This is a genomic window from Dactylosporangium maewongense (assembly GCF_039531485.1).
GTDB classification, from domain to species: domain Bacteria; phylum Actinomycetota; class Actinomycetes; order Mycobacteriales; family Micromonosporaceae; genus Dactylosporangium; species Dactylosporangium maewongense.
Genome location: NZ_BAAAQD010000019.1, coordinates 62183 through 77391, shown reverse-complemented (window position 1 = coordinate 77391; position 15209 = coordinate 62183). Strand labels below are relative to the sequence as shown.

The window sequence follows — 15209 nt, the reverse complement described above, 5'->3', positions numbered from 1 at the left end:
ATTCAACATGAGGGTGACTCTTCTGCTGCGGTGCGCGATCGTGGGCCTGCTTGCACTGCCGGTGCTTTCGGCGTGCGGCCGCGTGCCGGGCGTGTACGTCTACGAAGCTCAGCAAGCCGGCGGCCGGCCGGGCGGTGCGGCGGCGTTCGATGCCAAGACCTACGTCGACGGGATCTGGACGTCGAAGATCGTGCCGGCCGTGCACGACAACGCCGTCGACATCTCCACCGTCGCGGCGGCTGTCGCCAAGGACGTCGACGCCGCCGGCAAGCAGTACGGTCACCAGGCCGGCACCGGCAGCCCGTACGCCTTCCTGGTCAAGGGCACAGGCAAGGTGGTCAAGGTCGACACGTCCGCGCCGACCGGGCCGGTGACCGTCGAGATCGCCCAGGACGGCGGCCAGCCGATCACGCTGTACGTGGCCACCGGGCCCGTCATCGCCGGCACGGCGATCCGCGACGGCGTCGGCTTCATCTCCTTCGGCGACTTCACCAACCAGATCGACTACGCCAACGTGGCCAACGAGATCAACAGCCGCGTCAAGAGCGACGTGATCGCCAAGGTCGACCGCGCCGGTCTCACCGACAAGACGATCAGCTTCTACGGGGCGTTCTCGGCCCTGGCCCCGAACCAGATCATGGTGGTCCCGACCGAACTGCAGGTCACGCCGTGACGGGCACCGACGAGATCCTCGTCGCCCGGGGCGTGGGCAAGGAATACGGCGGTGTGCGGGCGCTCAAGGACGTGACCTTCACGGCGTACCGCGGAAAGGTCAACGTGCTGGTCGGCGAGAACGGTGCCGGCAAGTCGACGCTGATGAAGATCCTGTCCGGCACGGAGCAGCCCACCCGCGGCGAGATCCTGCTGGACGGCGAGCCGGTGCAGCTCGGCAGCCCGCGCGAGGCGATGGCGCGCGGCATCGAGATCATCCACCAGGAGCTCAGTCTCTTCCCGAACATGTCCATCGCCCGGAACATGTTCGCCGGCCGCGAGCTGCGCCGCGGTGGCCGCTTCGTCGACGACGCCGCCCAGCGGCGCCGGACGGCGGAGGTCCTGCGCCGCCTGGGTCAGGACCTGGATCCCGACACGCTCGTCGGTGACCTGCCCATCGGTCAGCAGCAGCTGATCGAGATCGGCCGGTGCCTGCTGTCCGACGTCCGGGTCCTGATCATGGACGAGCCGACCTCGGCCCTGTCCAACCACGAGGTCGACGTCCTGTTCGACGTGATGGCCGACCTGCGCGAACGCAACGTGACGATCATCTACATCTCGCACAAGCTCGACGAGTTCCGCCGCATCGGCGACTGGGTGACGGTCCTGCGCGACGGCAGCCTCGTCGCGCACGAGTCCATGAGCAACACCGACACCGGGTGGATCGTGCGGCAGATGGTCGGGCGGGACCCCGACTCGCTGTACGAGCACAGCGACGCGCCGGTCGGCGACGTGCTGCTCGACGTCCGCCACCTCACGGTGCCCGGGACGGTGCGCCCGCTCGTCGACGACGTGTCCTTCACGCTGCGCGCCGGTGAGGTCGTCGGCATCTACGGGCTGATGGGCGCCGGCCGCACCGAGCTCGTCGAGGCGCTGATGGGCGCGCGCCGCGCCACCGCCGGCGAGGTGCGCGTGCGCGGCAAGCTCGCCGCCGAGGCCACCGTGCAGGCGCGCCTGGCCGCCGGGCTGGCGCTGGTGCCGGAGGACCGGCAGCGCGACGGCCTGGTGCAGACCATGTCCGTGCGCGACAACATCCTGCTCGCCACGGTCGACCGGGTCAGCCGCGCCGGGTTGCTCTCCACGTCGGCAGAGCAGCGCATCGCGGCCGGTCAGGTCAGCGACCTGCGGATCAAGATCCCGGGGCTGTCCGCCGCGGTCACCGCGCTCAGCGGCGGTAACCAGCAGAAGGTCGTGCTCGCCCGGGCGCTGCTCACCGAGCCGGTCGTGCTGCTGCTCGACGAGCCGACCCGGGGCATCGACGTGGGCGCGAAGGCGCAGATCGCCGCCCTGATGTCCCGGCTGGCCGCCGAAGGCATGGGCGTGCTGTTCATCTCCTCGGAACTCGCCGAGGTGATCGCCATGGCGAACCGGGTGCTGGTGATGGCCCGGGGGCGGATCACGGCCGAGTTCACCGCCGCGAACGTCACCGAGGAGGCCCTGGTCGGCGCCTCCGCATCCGACAGGGTCCTGGAGGTACAACCATGATCGACACGGACGTCGCCAAGTCCGATCCCGTCTCCGCCAGACAAGCGCCCGCCCCGGGCTCGCGGTTCGCCTCGGCGGCGCTGCTCCTGCTGCGCGGCCGGACGCTGATCGTGCTGGTGGCGCTGGTGATCGTCTTCAGCGCCATCTCGTCGGAGTACCTGACGCAGAGCAACCTGATCCTGATGACCAAGCACGTGGCGATCAACGCCATCCTGGCCATCGGCGTCACCTTCGTGATCCTGACCGGTGGCATCGACCTGTCCGTCGGCTCGATCGCCGGGCTCGCGAGCATGATCGCGGGCGGGTTGCTGTTCAAAGGACTGCACGTGCCGGGCGGCACGCTGTTCTTCTCCGTCGCGGTGGTCATCGTCATCGGCATCGCCGTCGGCGCGCTGGTCGGCGGCCTCAACGCGGTGCTGGTCACCCGGTTCAAGGTGGCACCGTTCATCGCCACGCTCGGCATGCTCTACGTCGCCCGGGGCGTCGCGCAGCTGCTGAGCAACGGCGGCACCTACCCGGACCTGGCCGGCACGCCCGGTCGTGGCAACGAGGGCTTCCACTTCATCGGCGTGGACAGCCTGCTCGGCATCCCGGTCGCGGTGTGGATCATGGTGGCCGTCGCGGTGGCGGCGATCGTCGTGACCACCCGCACCCCGTTCGGCCGGCGGGTCTTCGCCGTCGGTGGCAACGAGCGCGCCGCGGTGCTGTCCGGCATCCGGGTCAAGCGCGTCAAGATCGCCGTCTACGTGATCTCCGGTGCCTGTGCCGCGCTGGCCGGCCTGCTGCTCACGTCCGAGCTCGGGGCCGCATACCCCGACACCGCCACCACCTACGAGCTCAACGCGATCGCCGCGGCCGTCCTGGGCGGCACCGCCCTCAGCGGCGGGCGCGGCACGATCATCGGCACCGTCATGGGCGCCTTCGTCATCGGCTTCCTCAGCGACGGTCTGGTCCTGGTCGGCGTCTCCACCTTCTGGCAGTCGGTGGTCAAGGGCGCCGTGATCATCCTCGCGATCGTCGCCGAGCAGGCGCAGCAGGGGCTGCAAACCCGGCTGGCCAAACGCACCGCCTGATCGACACCCGTCACACCAACCCATCAGTCACGTCAACCCGCCTCCCCACCGAAAGGTTCCCCCGATGAAGACACCCTCGGCCCTGCGCCGCTTCGCGCTGCCCGTCGGCGTTGCCGCCCTGCTCACCCTCGCCGCGTGCGGCGGCGGGTCGTCCGACACCTCCTCGTCGGCGAGCGGCGCTCCCGCCGCCGCCGGCGGCAGCAAGCTGATCGTCATCATCACGCCCTCGCCGGACAACGTCTTCTTCAAGGCCGAGCAGGACGCCGCGGCCGCCCAGGCGAAGAAGCTCGGTTACGAGACGCTCGTGCTCAGCCACGACGACGACCCGACCAAGCAGAGCCAGGAGATCGACACCGCGATCTCGCGCAAGGCGGCCGCGATCATCCTCGACAACGCCGGTGCCGACTCGTCGGTGAGCGCCATCCAGCGGGCCAAGGACGCGAAGATCCCGACCTTCCTCATCGACCGTGAGATCAACAAGACCGGCGTCGCGGTCGCCCAGATCGTGGCCAACAACTCCCAGGGCGCCGGGCTCGGCGGCCAGGAGTTCGCCAAGGTGATGGGCAACAAGGGCAACTACGCGGAGCTGACCGGCAAGGCTACCGACACCAACGCCGGCGTGCGCTCCCAGGGCTACCACGGCGTGCTGGACCAGTACCCGGACATGAAGATGGTCGCGCAGCAGAGCGCGAACTGGGACCAGGCCGAGGCGCTGACCAAGACCCAGACGATCCTGCAGGCCCACCCGGACATCAAGGGCATCATCGCCGGCAACGACACGATGGCGCTCGGCGCGTACGCCGCCATCCAGGCCGCCAACCGCAAGGACATCGTCGTCGTCGGCTTCGACGGCAGCCCCGACGTCGTCGCCTCGATCCTCAAGGACGGCATCAAGGCCACCGTGCTCCAGCCGGCCAGCAAGATCTCCCAGATGGCCGTCGACCAGGCCGACTACTACATCAAGAACGGCAAGGCGAGCCAGCCCGAGAAGCAGTCGGTGGACTGCGTGCTGGTCAACGCCGACAACGCCAAGCAGGTCAACGCCTTCGCCGTCGCAGGCTCCTGACGTGCTGCACCGGGCGGGCCCAGGGACCCGGGCCCGCCCGGCTCGAACGGTCACCACAGCAGAAACGAGAGGACTCCCATGCTGGTCGCCGACTCTTCGGCCGCCGACGCCTGGCGCCGATTCCGGAAGGAACTCGCCGACGCCGAGCCCGAACATCGCCGTGAGATGCTGCGGCGCCGGGCCAACCAGTCCCGCACCACCGACCTGGCGATGATCAGCCGTGCCGGGCTGGGGCACGTGGGCGGCGACATGTCCGTCCTCGACATTCTCACCACCCTGTTCTTCGCCGTCCTGCGCGTCGATCCGGAGCGACCGGACTGGGCCGACCGCGACCGGCTCGTGCTCAGCAAGGGCCACACCGCGGGTGCGCTCTACGCCACCCTCGCGGCGGCGGGGTTCTTCGGCGCCCATGAGCTCGAGACCTTCGCCGCCCCCCACTCGGCGCTCAACGGTCACCCGAACCGGGTGAAGGTGCCGGGCGTGGAGACCAACACCGGCCCGCTCGGGCACGGCCTGCCGGTGGCGGTCGGCATGGCGGTGGCGGCGCGGCTCGACCGCTCGGCCCGGCAGGTGTTTGTCGTGCTCGGCGACGGGGAGCTGCAGGAAGGCAGCAACTGGGAGGCCGCGATGACGGCCGGGCACCGGCGGCTGACGAACCTCACCGCCGTGGTCGACCGCAACCGCCTCCAGCAGGGCGCGCGCACCGAGGACACCAGCGCGCTGGACCCGCTGGACGACAAGTGGCGCAGCTTCGGCTGGGACGTCGTGACCGTCGACGGCCACGACCACCTGGCGCTGCTGGAGGCGTTCACCGCCACCCGCGGCGACCGGCCCACCTGTGTCATCGCCAATACGATCAAGGGAAGAGGCGTGTCGTTCATGGAAGACCGCGTCGAATGGCACCACAAGGTGCCCACGGCGGAGCAGATCAGCGCGGCCGCGGCGGAGCTGGCCCGATGAGCGCGGTCGTCGAGACGGACGCGCAGACCTACGACTGCCGCGTCGCCTTCGCCGAGGAGCTGCTCGAACTGGCCCGCGCCGACGAGCGCATCGTGGCCGTCTGCAACGATTCGGTCGGCTCCAGCAACCTCGGCGGCTTCGCCAAGGAGTTCCCGGACCGGCTCATCAACGTCGGCATCGCCGAGCAGGACATGGTCGGCGTCGGCGCCGGGCTCGCGCTCAGCGGCTACATCCCGTTCGTGTGCGCGGCCGCGCCGTTCCTCACCGGCCGCGCGCTGGAGCAGATCAAGGCCGACGTCGCCTACAGCGAGTCGCCGGTCGTGCTGTGCGGGATGAGCCCCGGCATGGCGTACGGCGAGCTCGGCCCCACCCACCACTCGATCGAGGACCTGGCGTGGCTGCGGGCCATCGCCGGCCTCGGGATCGTGGTCCCCGCGGACCCGGCCGAGACCCGGGCCGCCGTGCGGTGGGCCGCCGGCGCCCGCACCCCCGTCTTCCTGCGGATCGGCCGGTTCAAGGTGCCGGCCGTGACCGGCGACCACCCGTTCACCTACGGCCAGTCGACCTGCCTGCGCGACGGTGACGACGTCACGGTGGTGGCGACCGGCACGATGGTCTCCCGGGCGCTGCAGGCGGCGGAGCAGGCCGCGGCGGAAGGCGTCTCCGTGCGTGTGCTCAACATGTCCACCATCGCTCCGCTGGACGAGATGGCGATCCGCCGCGCGGCCCGCGAGACGCGCGCGATCGTGACCGCCGAGGAAGCCACCGTCACCGGTGGGCTCGGCGCGGCCGTGGCCGCGATCGTCGTGGCGGACCGCCGGCCCGTGCCGATGCGGATGCTCGGCGTCCCCCGCCAGTTCGCGCCGACCGGCGACACGGCCATGCTGCTCGAGCACTTCGGCCTCACCGCCGCGGAGATCCGGGCCGCCGCCGTCACCCTCGCCCGCTCCGATGCCTGAGGACCTGATCCTCGCGATCGACCAGGGCACCAGCTCGACCAAGTGCCTGCTGGTCGACAGGAGCGGGGCGGTCGTCCGCGCCGGCTCCGCTCCCGTCGGCATCCGCTACCCCCGGCCCGGGTGGGTGGAGCAGGATGCCGACGACATCCTCGACAGCGTGTCGCGGGCCGCCGCCGAGTGTCTCGACGGCGTCGCCCTCGACACGGTCGTCGCGGTCGGGCTGAGCACGCAGCGCGAGTCGGCCGTCGTCTGGGACCGGCACACCGGCCGGCCGGCCGGGCCGGTTCTCGGCTGGCAGGACCAGCGCGCCCAGGCGTTCTGCGACGAGCTGCGGGCCGGCGGGCACGACGGGCCGGTCCGGGCGGTCAGCGGGCTGCCGCTGGACCCCATGTTCAGCGCGGCCAAGCTGCGGTGGCTGCTCGAGCGCGCACCGGACGCCGCCGTCGGCACGATCGACGCCTGGCTGCTGTACGCCCTGACCGGCGAGCACCGCATCGAGGTCGGCAACGCGTCGCGCACGCAACTGCTCGACGTGCACTCGGCGAGCTGGAGCAGCGACCTCCTGGACCTGTTCGGCATCCCCGCGAGCGCCCTGCCCGAGATCGTGGCCTCGGCCGGCGACCTCGGCACGATCGGCAAGCACGGCGGGATCCTCGCCGGTCTGCCGATCACCGCCGTGCTCGGCGACTCCCACGCCGCCCTCTACGCCCACGGTCCCCGGGCGGCGGACGGCGTCAAGGTCACCTACGGCACCGGATCGTCGGTCATGCGGCTGCTGCCCGACACGGCACCGGACCCCGGCGAGGACGTCTGCGTGACCGTCGCCTGGGGCGATCCCGGCGCCCGGCTCGCCGCCGAGGGCAACATCCGCTCCAGCGGCGCGACGATCACGTGGCTGGCCGACCTGCTCGACACCACGCCCGAGCGGGTCGCCGCGCTGGCCGCGACCGCCTCCAGCGACGGCGTCCAGCTGGTGCCGGCGTTCGGCGGCCTCGCCGCGCCGTGGTGGGACGACACCGCCACCGGCACGATCACCGGCCTCACCTTCGGCGCCGGCGCGGCGCAGCTGGCCCGGGCCGCGATCGAGTCGATCGCGCACCAGGTGACCGACGTCGTCGACGCCATCGGCAGCGCCGGATGCCTGCTCGCCGACGGCGGCGCCAGCGGCAACGACCAGCTCATGCAGATCCAGGCCGACCTCGCCGGCGTGCCGGTGCGCAGGGCCCGGACCGCGAACCTCTCCGCGCTCGGCGCCGCCCACCTCGCGGGCCGCGCCGCCGGACTCTGGCTGGCCGGCGCCCCGTCGACCGGTGTCGCCTACGACGACTTCGCTCCGCGCGACGGCACCGCCGCCGCCGAGCTCCGCTCCGGATGGCGCCAGGCCGTCGCGCGAGCATCCACCCCGTCCGCACACCACCTCGGGAGCTGATCCGCCATGACCGAGTACCCGCGCTTCGGCGCCGGCCTCTGGCACTTCGCCACCTATGTCGACCGGTACGCCACCGACGGCTACGGCCCGGCCCGGACCACGCTGGAAGCCATCGAGCTGGCCGGGCAGGTCGGCGACCTGTCCGTCGTCGACCTCAACTACCCGTTCACCCCCGGCGTCGGTATCGGCGAGGTGAAGGACGCCCTCGCCGCCCAGGGGCTCGCCGCCATCGGGATCACCCCCGAGATCTACCTGCGCAAGTTCAGCCGGGGCTCGTTCACCAACCCCGACCCGGCCACCCGCGCCGCGGCGCTGGACCTCATGCACGAGGCCGCCGGCGTGGTCCGGGAGCTCGGCGCCGACTACGTCAAGATCTGGCCCGGTCAGGACGGCTGGGACTACCCGTTCCAGGTCGACCACCGCACCCTGTGGAAGCTCGCCGTCGACGGCATGCGCGAGCTGGCCGGCGCCCACCCCGACCTCAAGTTCGCCATCGAATACAAGCCGCGTGAGCCGCGCGTCAAGATGACGTGGGACTCCGCCGCACGCACCCTGCTCGGCATCGAGCAGATCGGCCTGGACAACGTCGGCGTCCTGCTGGACTTCGGCCACAGCCTCTACGGCGGCGAGTCGCCGGCCGACGCCGCCCAGCTCATCATCGACCACGGCCGTCTCTTCGGCATGGACGTCAACGACAACCTGCGCGGCTGGGACGACGACCTGGTCGTCGGCACCGTCCACCTCACCGAGATCTTCGAGTTCTTCCACACGCTGCGCAAGAACAACTGGGACGGCGTCTGGCAGCTCGACCAGTTCCCCTTCCGCGAGGACAGCGTCGACGCGGCCAAGACCGCCATCGGCACGCTCAAGCGCATCCACCGGGCGCTCGACCGGCTCGACGTCAGCGCGCTCGCCGAGGCCCAGGAGCGCCAGGACGCCATGGCCGCCCAGCGCATCGTCCAGGACGCCCTCTTCGGCGCCGTCGACTGAGGCCGTCGCACTTCAGCCGGAACAGGGGCGGCGCCGCTGCGGCGGAGCCGCCCCTTCGTCCTGCCGGGTCGACGGGGATCGATCGTATGGTGGGGGCGTGACGGGTCTGGGTGGGGTGCGGCTAGGGGTCGACTTCGGGACGTCGAACACGGTGGCGGTGGTGGCCGGCGGGGACGGGCGGGTGCGGCCGTTGCTGTTCGGGGCGTCGCCGGTGCTGCCGTCGGCCGTGTTCGTGGGGCCGGACGGGGTGCTGACCGGCAGCGATGCCGAGCGGGCCGGGCTCGGGGCGCCGGCGGGGCTGGAGCTCAACCCGAAGCGGCGGATCGATGACGGGACCGTGTGGCTGGGCGAGGAGGAGCACGCGGTCGCCGACCTGATCGCGGCGGTGCTGGGGCGGGTCGGAGACGAGGCGGCACGGGTCGGTGGCGGGACCCTGGCAGAGGTGGTGCTGACGCACCCGGCCGGGTGGGCGGCGCGGCGGCTGGGGGTGCTGGCGTCGGCGGCCGAGCGGGCGGGGCTGGGGCCGGTGAGGTTGTTGCCGGAGCCGGTCGCCGCGGCCGCCTATTACGTGGACGTCCTTGGGGAGGAGCTCGCGCCGGGGCGTTGTCTGCTGGTGTACGACCTGGGCGCCGGGACGTTCGACGTCGCTGTGGTGCGGCGGACCGACGACGGGTTCGCGGTCGTGAGTGCCGATGGGCTGGGCGACGTCGGGGGCCTCGACATCGATGCGGCGGTGGTGGAGCACGCGCGGCGGGCCGGCGGGGGTGGCGCGGCCTGGGGGCGGCTGGACTGGCCGCAGACGGCGGACGACCTGCGGGCGCGGCACCTGTTGTGGCAGGACGCGCGGGCGGCGAAGGAGCAGTTGACGCGGCGGCCCGGTGCCGAGGTGCGGGTGCCGCTCGTCGAGGCGGCGGCGCATCTGAGCCGGGAGGAGTTCGAGGCGCTGGCCCGGCCGCTGCTGGAGCGGACCGTCGCCTGGACCGTGCGGGTGCTGCGGGAGGCCCGGGTGCCGCGGGAGCAGGTCGCGGGGTTGTTCCTGGTCGGCGGCTCGTCGCGGATTCCGCTGGTGGCGACGCTGCTGCACCGGACGTTGCGGATCGCGCCCACCGCGCTCGACCATCCGGAGCTGGTGGTCGCCGAGGGGAGCCTGCACGCGCCGGCCACGCTGCTGACCCATGCGGCCCCGACCGGCGCGGCGGCGACCGAGCGACCTGCGGCTGTCGCGGTGACGGCTGCCGGGGCTGCGGCCGAGGACGCCGGGCCGCAGCGGCCCGCTGAGGTGACGGCCGAGCCCGGTACCGGTACCGGCGGAGTGCCCATCGCGGCGGGCGAGCTGGCGCACGCCGTACAACCTGGGAAAACGCCAAAGGCAGCAGCTGGACCCGCGGTGTTGGCGGTGCTGGCCGTGCTGCTGGTCGTCGTCGCGGTGCTGGTGGCGGTGCTGCCCGACAAGGACCAGACGCCGGAGGACCGCACTTCCGAGCGCCTCGTCGGTGAGCTGAAGCTCGGCGCGAGCCCGCAGGACATGGCGTTCGGCCTCGACGACAAGAAGCTGGCGGTCGCGGTGGGGGAGACCGCGGAGCTGTGGGACGTCGCGGGGCGGCAACGGATCGGGCAGCCGTTCACGGGGCACGGCGGGGGCACGTACGGCGGCCGGGTCAACGCGGTCGCGTTCAGCCCCGACGGGGACACGTTCGCGACGGCGAGCCAGGACGGCACGGTGCGGCTGTGGAGCATGCGCACCAACGCGCAGGTCGGGCAGCCGCTGGTCAACCGCCCGGACATCAACCCGAACGACGACTGGCGCTACTCGGTCGAGTTCGACAAGGCAGGCACGAGGCTGGTGGCGGCCGGGTTGCGGGGCACGGCGGTGTGGGACGTCGCGAGCCGGGCACGCGTCACCCTGGTCGACGGCGGGCCCTGGGACGCCACGTTCAACGCGACCGGCGACCGGATCGCCACCGGGGACCAGCGCAGCCTCGCCACCGTGTGGCAGGTGCCGGGCGGGGGCCAGATCGGCAAGGCGTTCGCGGGGCACCGCAAGGCGCCGGACGTCTCGGACAACGTCTTCGCCGTCACCTTCAACCGCGACGGCACGCTGCTGGCCACCGCCGGCGGCGACGGCACGGTCCGGCTGTGGGACGTCGCCTCCCAGACGCAGTCCGGCGAGCCCATCGCGGTGCGCGAGGCGGAGGACGTCGCGTTCACCGCCGACGGCCAGTACCTCGCCACCGCCGGTGCCGAAGGGGCGCGGCTCTGGCGCGTGTCCGACCACCAGCCGGTGCTCGGGCCGCTCGACTCGAGCGACCACTACGGTGCGGAGAAGCTGGCGTTCAGCCACGACGGCCGGGTGCTCGCGGTCGCGCAGTCGGGCGGGTTCCACGTCTTTCTCTGGGACGTCTCAGCCGTCTGACGGCAGGAGCGTGTCGACGGCGCGGGACAGGTTGGCGCGGACGGTCTCGGCGTCGTCGAGGTAGCCGCCGACCATCGCGCCGTAGCGGACCATGAGCAGCAGCGCGGCGGTCCCCGCCGGGTCGGGGTGCCCGGCGCTGGTCAGCAGGTCGGTCGCCGTGTCGCGGAACCAGCGCCGGTGGCCGGCGACGAGCTTCGCGATGGGCTGCGCGGGGTCGGGATACTCCGCGGCGGCGTTGATGAACGCGCATCCACGGAAGCCGGGCGCGCAGATGGCCGTGCCGAGGCTACCCATCATGGCCGAGACGGCGGCTCGCGGGTCGCGCGCCGCGGCGATCCTCGCGCCGACGTGGGCGCGGATCTCGGCGTCGTGGGCGCTGAGATACGCCTGGATCAGGTCCTCTTTGGACGGGAAGTGCCGGTAGAACGTCACGCGGGTGACGCCGGCCTCGGCGATGATGCGATCGACGCCGACCGCGTGGATGCCCTCGGCGTAGAAGACGCGGGTGGCCGCGCCGGCGCTGCCGTCGCCGTCGCTGTCGCACATCGTGCCGATCTCCGCCACCGACCTGATCCTCGACCGGGCGCACTTCGGCGAGGACTTCGCCCAGGACGCGCCGCGGGCCGAGCAGCAGGTGCTGGCCGCGACCCAGAAGCCGGTCGCCGCGGCGACGCTGGGCGCGACGGTCACCGGGACGCCCGCGTGGAAGCAGTTCCCCACCTGGTACCAGATCGCGACCGCCGACCGGATGATCCCGGTCGCCGCCGAGCGGGCGATGGCCGCCCGCGCCCGCACCGTCGAGCTCGGCACCGGGCACGCCGCGATGGTGTCGCGCCCGGTGCACACCGCCCAGCTCATCGAGCGCGCCGCGACCGGCCGCTGACCCAGCGCCGACACAGAAGGAGGGCGAACGACCGTGCTGCTCGACGCCGAATCCCAGGACCTGCTGTTCCGCCAGGCGCGCACCGCGCACACGTTCACCGCGGAGCCCGTCACCGACGAGCAGGTGACCGCCCTGCACGACCTCGTGAAGTGGGCGCCGACCGCGTTCAACCAGCAGCCCCTGCGGGCGGTCCTGCTGCGCTCGCCCGGGTCCCGCGCCCGCCTGGTCCCGCTGATGGACGGGGACAACCGGGCCAAGACCGCGTCCGCTCCGCTGACCGCGATCCTGGCCGCCGACACCGAGTTCCACGAGCTGCTGCCGGTCCTGCTGCCGCACGACAGCGAGTGCTAGAGCAGCTTGGCGCGGACCGTGGTGGCGTCGGGGTGGTCGAGGTCCTCGAAGATCTCCAGTGACCGGCGCCAGGTGTCGCGGGCGGCCTCCGGGTCGCCCGCGGCGAGGCGGGTGTCGCCGAGGTGGTGCAGGGAGTCGGCCTCGAAGTCCCGGTCGCCGGTGAGCCGGAACAGGGCGACCGCGCGCTCGAAGCAGGCCGCCGCCTCGGCCAGCTCGCCCAGGTGGTGGTGGGCGTAGCCGATGGTGTCCCAGGTCTCCGCCTCGCCCTGGCGGTTGTCGAGCTCCTGGTGCAGCGCGAGCGCCTGCCGGCAGGCGGTCACCGCCTCGCGGTGGTCGCCGAGCTGGGCGTGCAGCCAGCCCATCGCGTTGAGGGCGTTGGCCTCGCCGTTGCGGCCGCCGGCGGCGCGGAACAGGTCGCGGGCCTGCGACACGTGCCGGAGGCCCTCGACGGTGTGGCCGCGGCGGGCGGCGATCTCGCCCAGGTTCATGTGCCCCTGCGCCTGCAGGACGTGGTCGCCGACCTCCTCGTACAGCTCGAGGGCGCGAGCCGCGTGCGACGACGCGTCGTCGATCCGGTTGACCTTCAGGCAGGCGTGGGCGAGGAGCCGGTGCAGGTGGGCGGCCCCGCGGCGGTCGCCGAGGCGCTCGGCGGCGGCGAGGCCGGCCTCCGACGTGTGCAGCCAGTCGCGCCACAGCCCCTGCCGGTCCAGGAACGTGGCCAGGCACCACGCCAGCTGCCAGGCGTGCGCGTCGAACCCGAGCCGCTCGGCCTGGTCGACGGCGGCGAGCAGCACCGGCCGCTCCGCGGTGAACCACGCGAGGGCCTGCTGGGCGTCGGCCGGTTGCGGCGGCGGGTCGAGGTCGAGCGTCTCCCGGTGCGGGCTGAGCAGCCGGGTCCCCGCGTACGCGGTGTGCAGGTAGTGGTCGAGCATCCGCTGCTGCGCGGCGCGCCGGTCCGCGGGGGAGTCGACCGCGACCGCCTGTTCGCCGGCGTAGGCACGGAGGAGGTCGTGGCAGGTGTACCGGCCGGGAGCGGGCTCGGTCAGCAGGTGCGCCCGGGTCAGCTCGCCGAGCAGCTCCTCCACGGCCGGCCCGGTCGAGGCCGGCAGGCAGTCGGCGGTGAAGTCGGGGCCCGGGTGGAGGCCGAGCAGCCGGAACAGGCGCGCCGCCGCAGGGCTCAGCGCCGCGTAGGACCAGGACAGGACGGCCCGGGCGTCGGTGCCGCGCTCGGCGCCGGTGAACGCGTCGAGCTGCCGCCCGGCGTTGCGCAGCGAGACGGCAACCTCCTCCAGCGGGGCGTGCGCCGCCCGGGCCGCGACGATCGCCAGCGCGAGCGGCAGCCCCGCGCACGCCGCCACGATCTCCTCGACCGCGGCGGGCTCGGCCGCGACCCGGGCCGCGCCGAGCCGGGCGGCCAGCAGCCGGCGCGCGTCGGCGGTGGTCAGCAGGTCCAGCGGCAGCGGCTCGGCACCCTCCGCGGTGTGCAGCCCGGACAGCTCGTTGCGGCTCGTCACCAGCACGAGGCTGCCGCCGGCGCCCGGCAGCAGCGGCCGGACCTGGTCGGAGTCGCGGGCGTTGTCGAGCACGACCAGCATCCGCCGGCCGGCGAGCCGGCTGCGGAAGAGCGCGACCTGCGCGTCGAACCCGGCCGGCACCCGCTGCGGCGGGACGTCCAGCGCGTCGAGGAACCCGCGGACCGCCTCCGCCGGGTCGGTCGGCGGCGCGGTCCGGTCGAAGCCGCGCAGGTTCACGTACAGCTGGCCGTCGGGGAACCGCGCCGCGACCTGATGCGCCCAGTGCACGACGAGCGTGGTCTTGCCCACCCCCGCGGTGCCGGCGACGGTGCAGATCACGGTCTGCCGCCCGGCCTGCGCGAGCAGGGCGTCGAGCCGGGCGAGCTCCGCGTCGCGCCCCGTGAACCCGCGCAGCGCCGCCGGCAGCTGCGCCGGCACAAGCGGCGTCGGCACCAGCGGCGTCGGCGAAGCCTGTGCCGTGGCGGGGGTGGCGGTCGGGGGCTGGCCCCGGAGCACCGCGAGATGGAGGCGTTGCAGGTCCGGCCCCGGATCGAGCCCGAACTCCTGCGCCAGTCGCTGCTGATGCCGCCGGTACGCCGCGAGCGCCTCGATGCTCCGCCCGGCCGCGTGCAGCGCGCGCATCGACAGCCCGAGCAGCCCTTCCCGGGTGGGGTGCGCGGCGGTCAGGCGGGTCAGCTCCGGCAGCGCCTCCGCGTGCCGGCCCACGGTGATCTCGCAGTCGAGCCACTCCTCGGTCGCGACCAGCCGCAGCTCGTCGAGGTCGCCGACGAGCCGGGGGCGCAGCCACGCCGAGACCGTGTCGTCGAGCGCGTCGCCGCGCCACAGCGCGAGCGCGTCCCGCAGCAGCGCACCCCGGGCGGCCGGGTCCGTCACCGCGCGGGCCGCCGTGACCATCGCGCCGAAGCGCCGGGCGTCGATCACGTCGTCGTCGACGTCGATCTGGTACGAGGTGCCGGTGCTGCTCAGCGTGACCGCCGGATCCTTGAGCGCCCCGCGGACCCGGGAGACGTGGCTGTGCAGCAGCTGGCGGGCGGTCGGCACCGGTTCGCCGTCCCACAGCAGGTACACCAGCCGCTCCACCGGCACGGGCGCGTGGTTGTGCAGCAGGAGCACCGCCAGCAGGCACCGCTCCCGACGCCGGCGCAGCACGACGGGACCGCCGGTCGAGTCGATCGTCAACGGACCCAGCAGCCGGAACCTCACAGCGGCACACCGTAGCCGGTCGCCTTCGCGGCGCCGCCGGTGGCGTGTCAAGCGTGGCGCAAGCGACGACATCCATATTCGCAGTTGGTCAATGCCGACCCGATCGGGGACGTACGGCGGCCGGTGCTCACCCGCCGGTCACCGTACGCGG

General features: G+C 73.1%; 13 protein-coding genes. 11 read left to right on the top strand and 2 right to left on the bottom strand.

The features are described from left to right. The first annotated feature begins 7 nt into the window (after nt 1-7). The 9 genes from ABD332_RS39005 (at nt 8) to ABD332_RS38965 (ending at nt 11086) form a co-directional block, all read left to right on the top strand. Nucleotides 8-673 (top strand): DUF2291 family protein, encoded by a 666-nt coding sequence (locus tag ABD332_RS39005; protein WP_344508323.1) that lies wholly within the window; start codon nt 8-10, stop codon nt 671-673. Next, nucleotides 670-2196, top strand: a complete 1527-nt coding sequence (locus ABD332_RS39000) for a sugar ABC transporter ATP-binding protein (RefSeq protein ID WP_344508321.1) — start codon at nt 670-672, stop codon at nt 2194-2196. The genes ABD332_RS39005 and ABD332_RS39000 overlap by 4 nt, the downstream gene beginning before the upstream one ends. Then, nucleotides 2193-3269: an ABC transporter permease gene (locus ABD332_RS38995; protein ID WP_344508319.1), complete on the top strand. Its 1077-nt coding sequence runs from the start codon at nt 2193-2195 to the stop codon at nt 3267-3269. The genes ABD332_RS39000 and ABD332_RS38995 overlap by 4 nt, the downstream gene beginning before the upstream one ends. A gap of 64 nt (nt 3270-3333) precedes the next feature. Then, nucleotides 3334-4335 carry a D-ribose ABC transporter substrate-binding protein gene (locus tag ABD332_RS38990; protein ID WP_344508318.1) on the top strand — a complete coding sequence of 334 codons (1002 nt, stop codon included), beginning with the start codon at nt 3334-3336 and terminating at the stop codon, nt 4333-4335. A 78-nt stretch (nt 4336-4413) separates the two neighbouring features. Continuing rightward, nucleotides 4414-5295 (top strand): transketolase, encoded by an 882-nt coding sequence (locus ABD332_RS38985; protein ID WP_344508317.1) that lies wholly within the window; start codon nt 4414-4416, stop codon nt 5293-5295. Then, nucleotides 5292-6254, top strand: a complete 963-nt coding sequence (locus ABD332_RS38980) for a transketolase family protein (RefSeq protein WP_344508315.1) — start codon at nt 5292-5294, stop codon at nt 6252-6254. Before ABD332_RS38985 ends, ABD332_RS38980 begins: the two co-directional genes overlap by 4 nt. Further along, the gene (locus tag ABD332_RS38975; protein WP_344508313.1) at nt 6247-7683 is read left to right on the top strand and encodes an FGGY family carbohydrate kinase; all 1437 of its coding nucleotides are present in this window, start codon (nt 6247-6249) and stop codon (nt 7681-7683) included. The genes ABD332_RS38980 and ABD332_RS38975 overlap by 8 nt, the downstream gene beginning before the upstream one ends. A gap of 6 nt (nt 7684-7689) precedes the next feature. Continuing rightward, nucleotides 7690-8673, top strand: a complete 984-nt coding sequence (locus ABD332_RS38970; protein WP_344508311.1) for a sugar phosphate isomerase/epimerase family protein — start codon at nt 7690-7692, stop codon at nt 8671-8673. 97 nt (nt 8674-8770) lie between these two features. Continuing rightward, nucleotides 8771-11086 (top strand): Hsp70 family protein, encoded by a 2316-nt coding sequence (locus ABD332_RS38965; RefSeq protein WP_344508309.1) that lies wholly within the window; start codon nt 8771-8773, stop codon nt 11084-11086. Here ABD332_RS38965 and ABD332_RS38960 read toward each other — a convergent pair. Continuing rightward, the gene (locus tag ABD332_RS38960) at nt 11075-11650 is read right to left on the bottom strand and encodes a TetR/AcrR family transcriptional regulator (protein ID WP_344508308.1); all 576 of its coding nucleotides are present in this window, start codon (nt 11648-11650) and stop codon (nt 11075-11077) included. The genes ABD332_RS38965 and ABD332_RS38960 overlap by 12 nt on opposite strands. On the opposite strand from ABD332_RS38960, the gene ABD332_RS38955 reads away from it, so the two are divergent. Further along, nucleotides 11634-11969: an alpha/beta fold hydrolase gene (locus ABD332_RS38955; protein WP_344508307.1), complete on the top strand. Its 336-nt coding sequence runs from the start codon at nt 11634-11636 to the stop codon at nt 11967-11969. The genes ABD332_RS38960 and ABD332_RS38955 overlap by 17 nt on opposite strands. Before the next feature lie 33 nt (nt 11970-12002). Then, complete coding sequence (locus ABD332_RS38950; protein ID WP_344508305.1) at nt 12003-12320, top strand: nitroreductase family protein; 318 nt, start codon at nt 12003-12005, stop codon at nt 12318-12320. Here the strand turns inward: ABD332_RS38950 and ABD332_RS38945 are convergent. Beyond that, nucleotides 12317-15058 carry an AfsR/SARP family transcriptional regulator gene (locus tag ABD332_RS38945; RefSeq protein ID WP_344508303.1) on the bottom strand — a complete coding sequence of 914 codons (2742 nt, stop codon included), beginning with the start codon at nt 15056-15058 and terminating at the stop codon, nt 12317-12319. The two genes, ABD332_RS38950 and ABD332_RS38945, sit on opposite strands and share 4 nt — an antisense overlap. Nucleotides 15059-15209: the final 151 nt, after the last annotated feature.

Excerpts from the sequence above, each read along its gene's own strand:
- ABD332_RS39005 (WP_344508323.1), top strand. The coding sequence starts at position 8 with ATGAGGGTGACTCTTCTGCTGCGGTGCGCGATCGTGGGCCTGCTTGCA.
- ABD332_RS38995 (WP_344508319.1), top strand. The coding sequence starts at position 2,193 with ATGATCGACACGGACGTCGCCAAGTCCGATCCCGTCTCCGCCAGACAA.
- ABD332_RS38990 (WP_344508318.1), top strand. The coding sequence starts at position 3,334 with ATGAAGACACCCTCGGCCCTGCGCCGCTTCGCGCTGCCCGTCGGCGTT.
- ABD332_RS38985 (WP_344508317.1), top strand. The coding sequence starts at position 4,414 with ATGCTGGTCGCCGACTCTTCGGCCGCCGACGCCTGGCGCCGATTCCGG.
- ABD332_RS38980 (WP_344508315.1), top strand. The coding sequence starts at position 5,292 with ATGAGCGCGGTCGTCGAGACGGACGCGCAGACCTACGACTGCCGCGTC.
- ABD332_RS38975 (WP_344508313.1), top strand. The coding sequence starts at position 6,247 with ATGCCTGAGGACCTGATCCTCGCGATCGACCAGGGCACCAGCTCGACC.
- ABD332_RS38970 (WP_344508311.1), top strand. The coding sequence starts at position 7,690 with ATGACCGAGTACCCGCGCTTCGGCGCCGGCCTCTGGCACTTCGCCACC.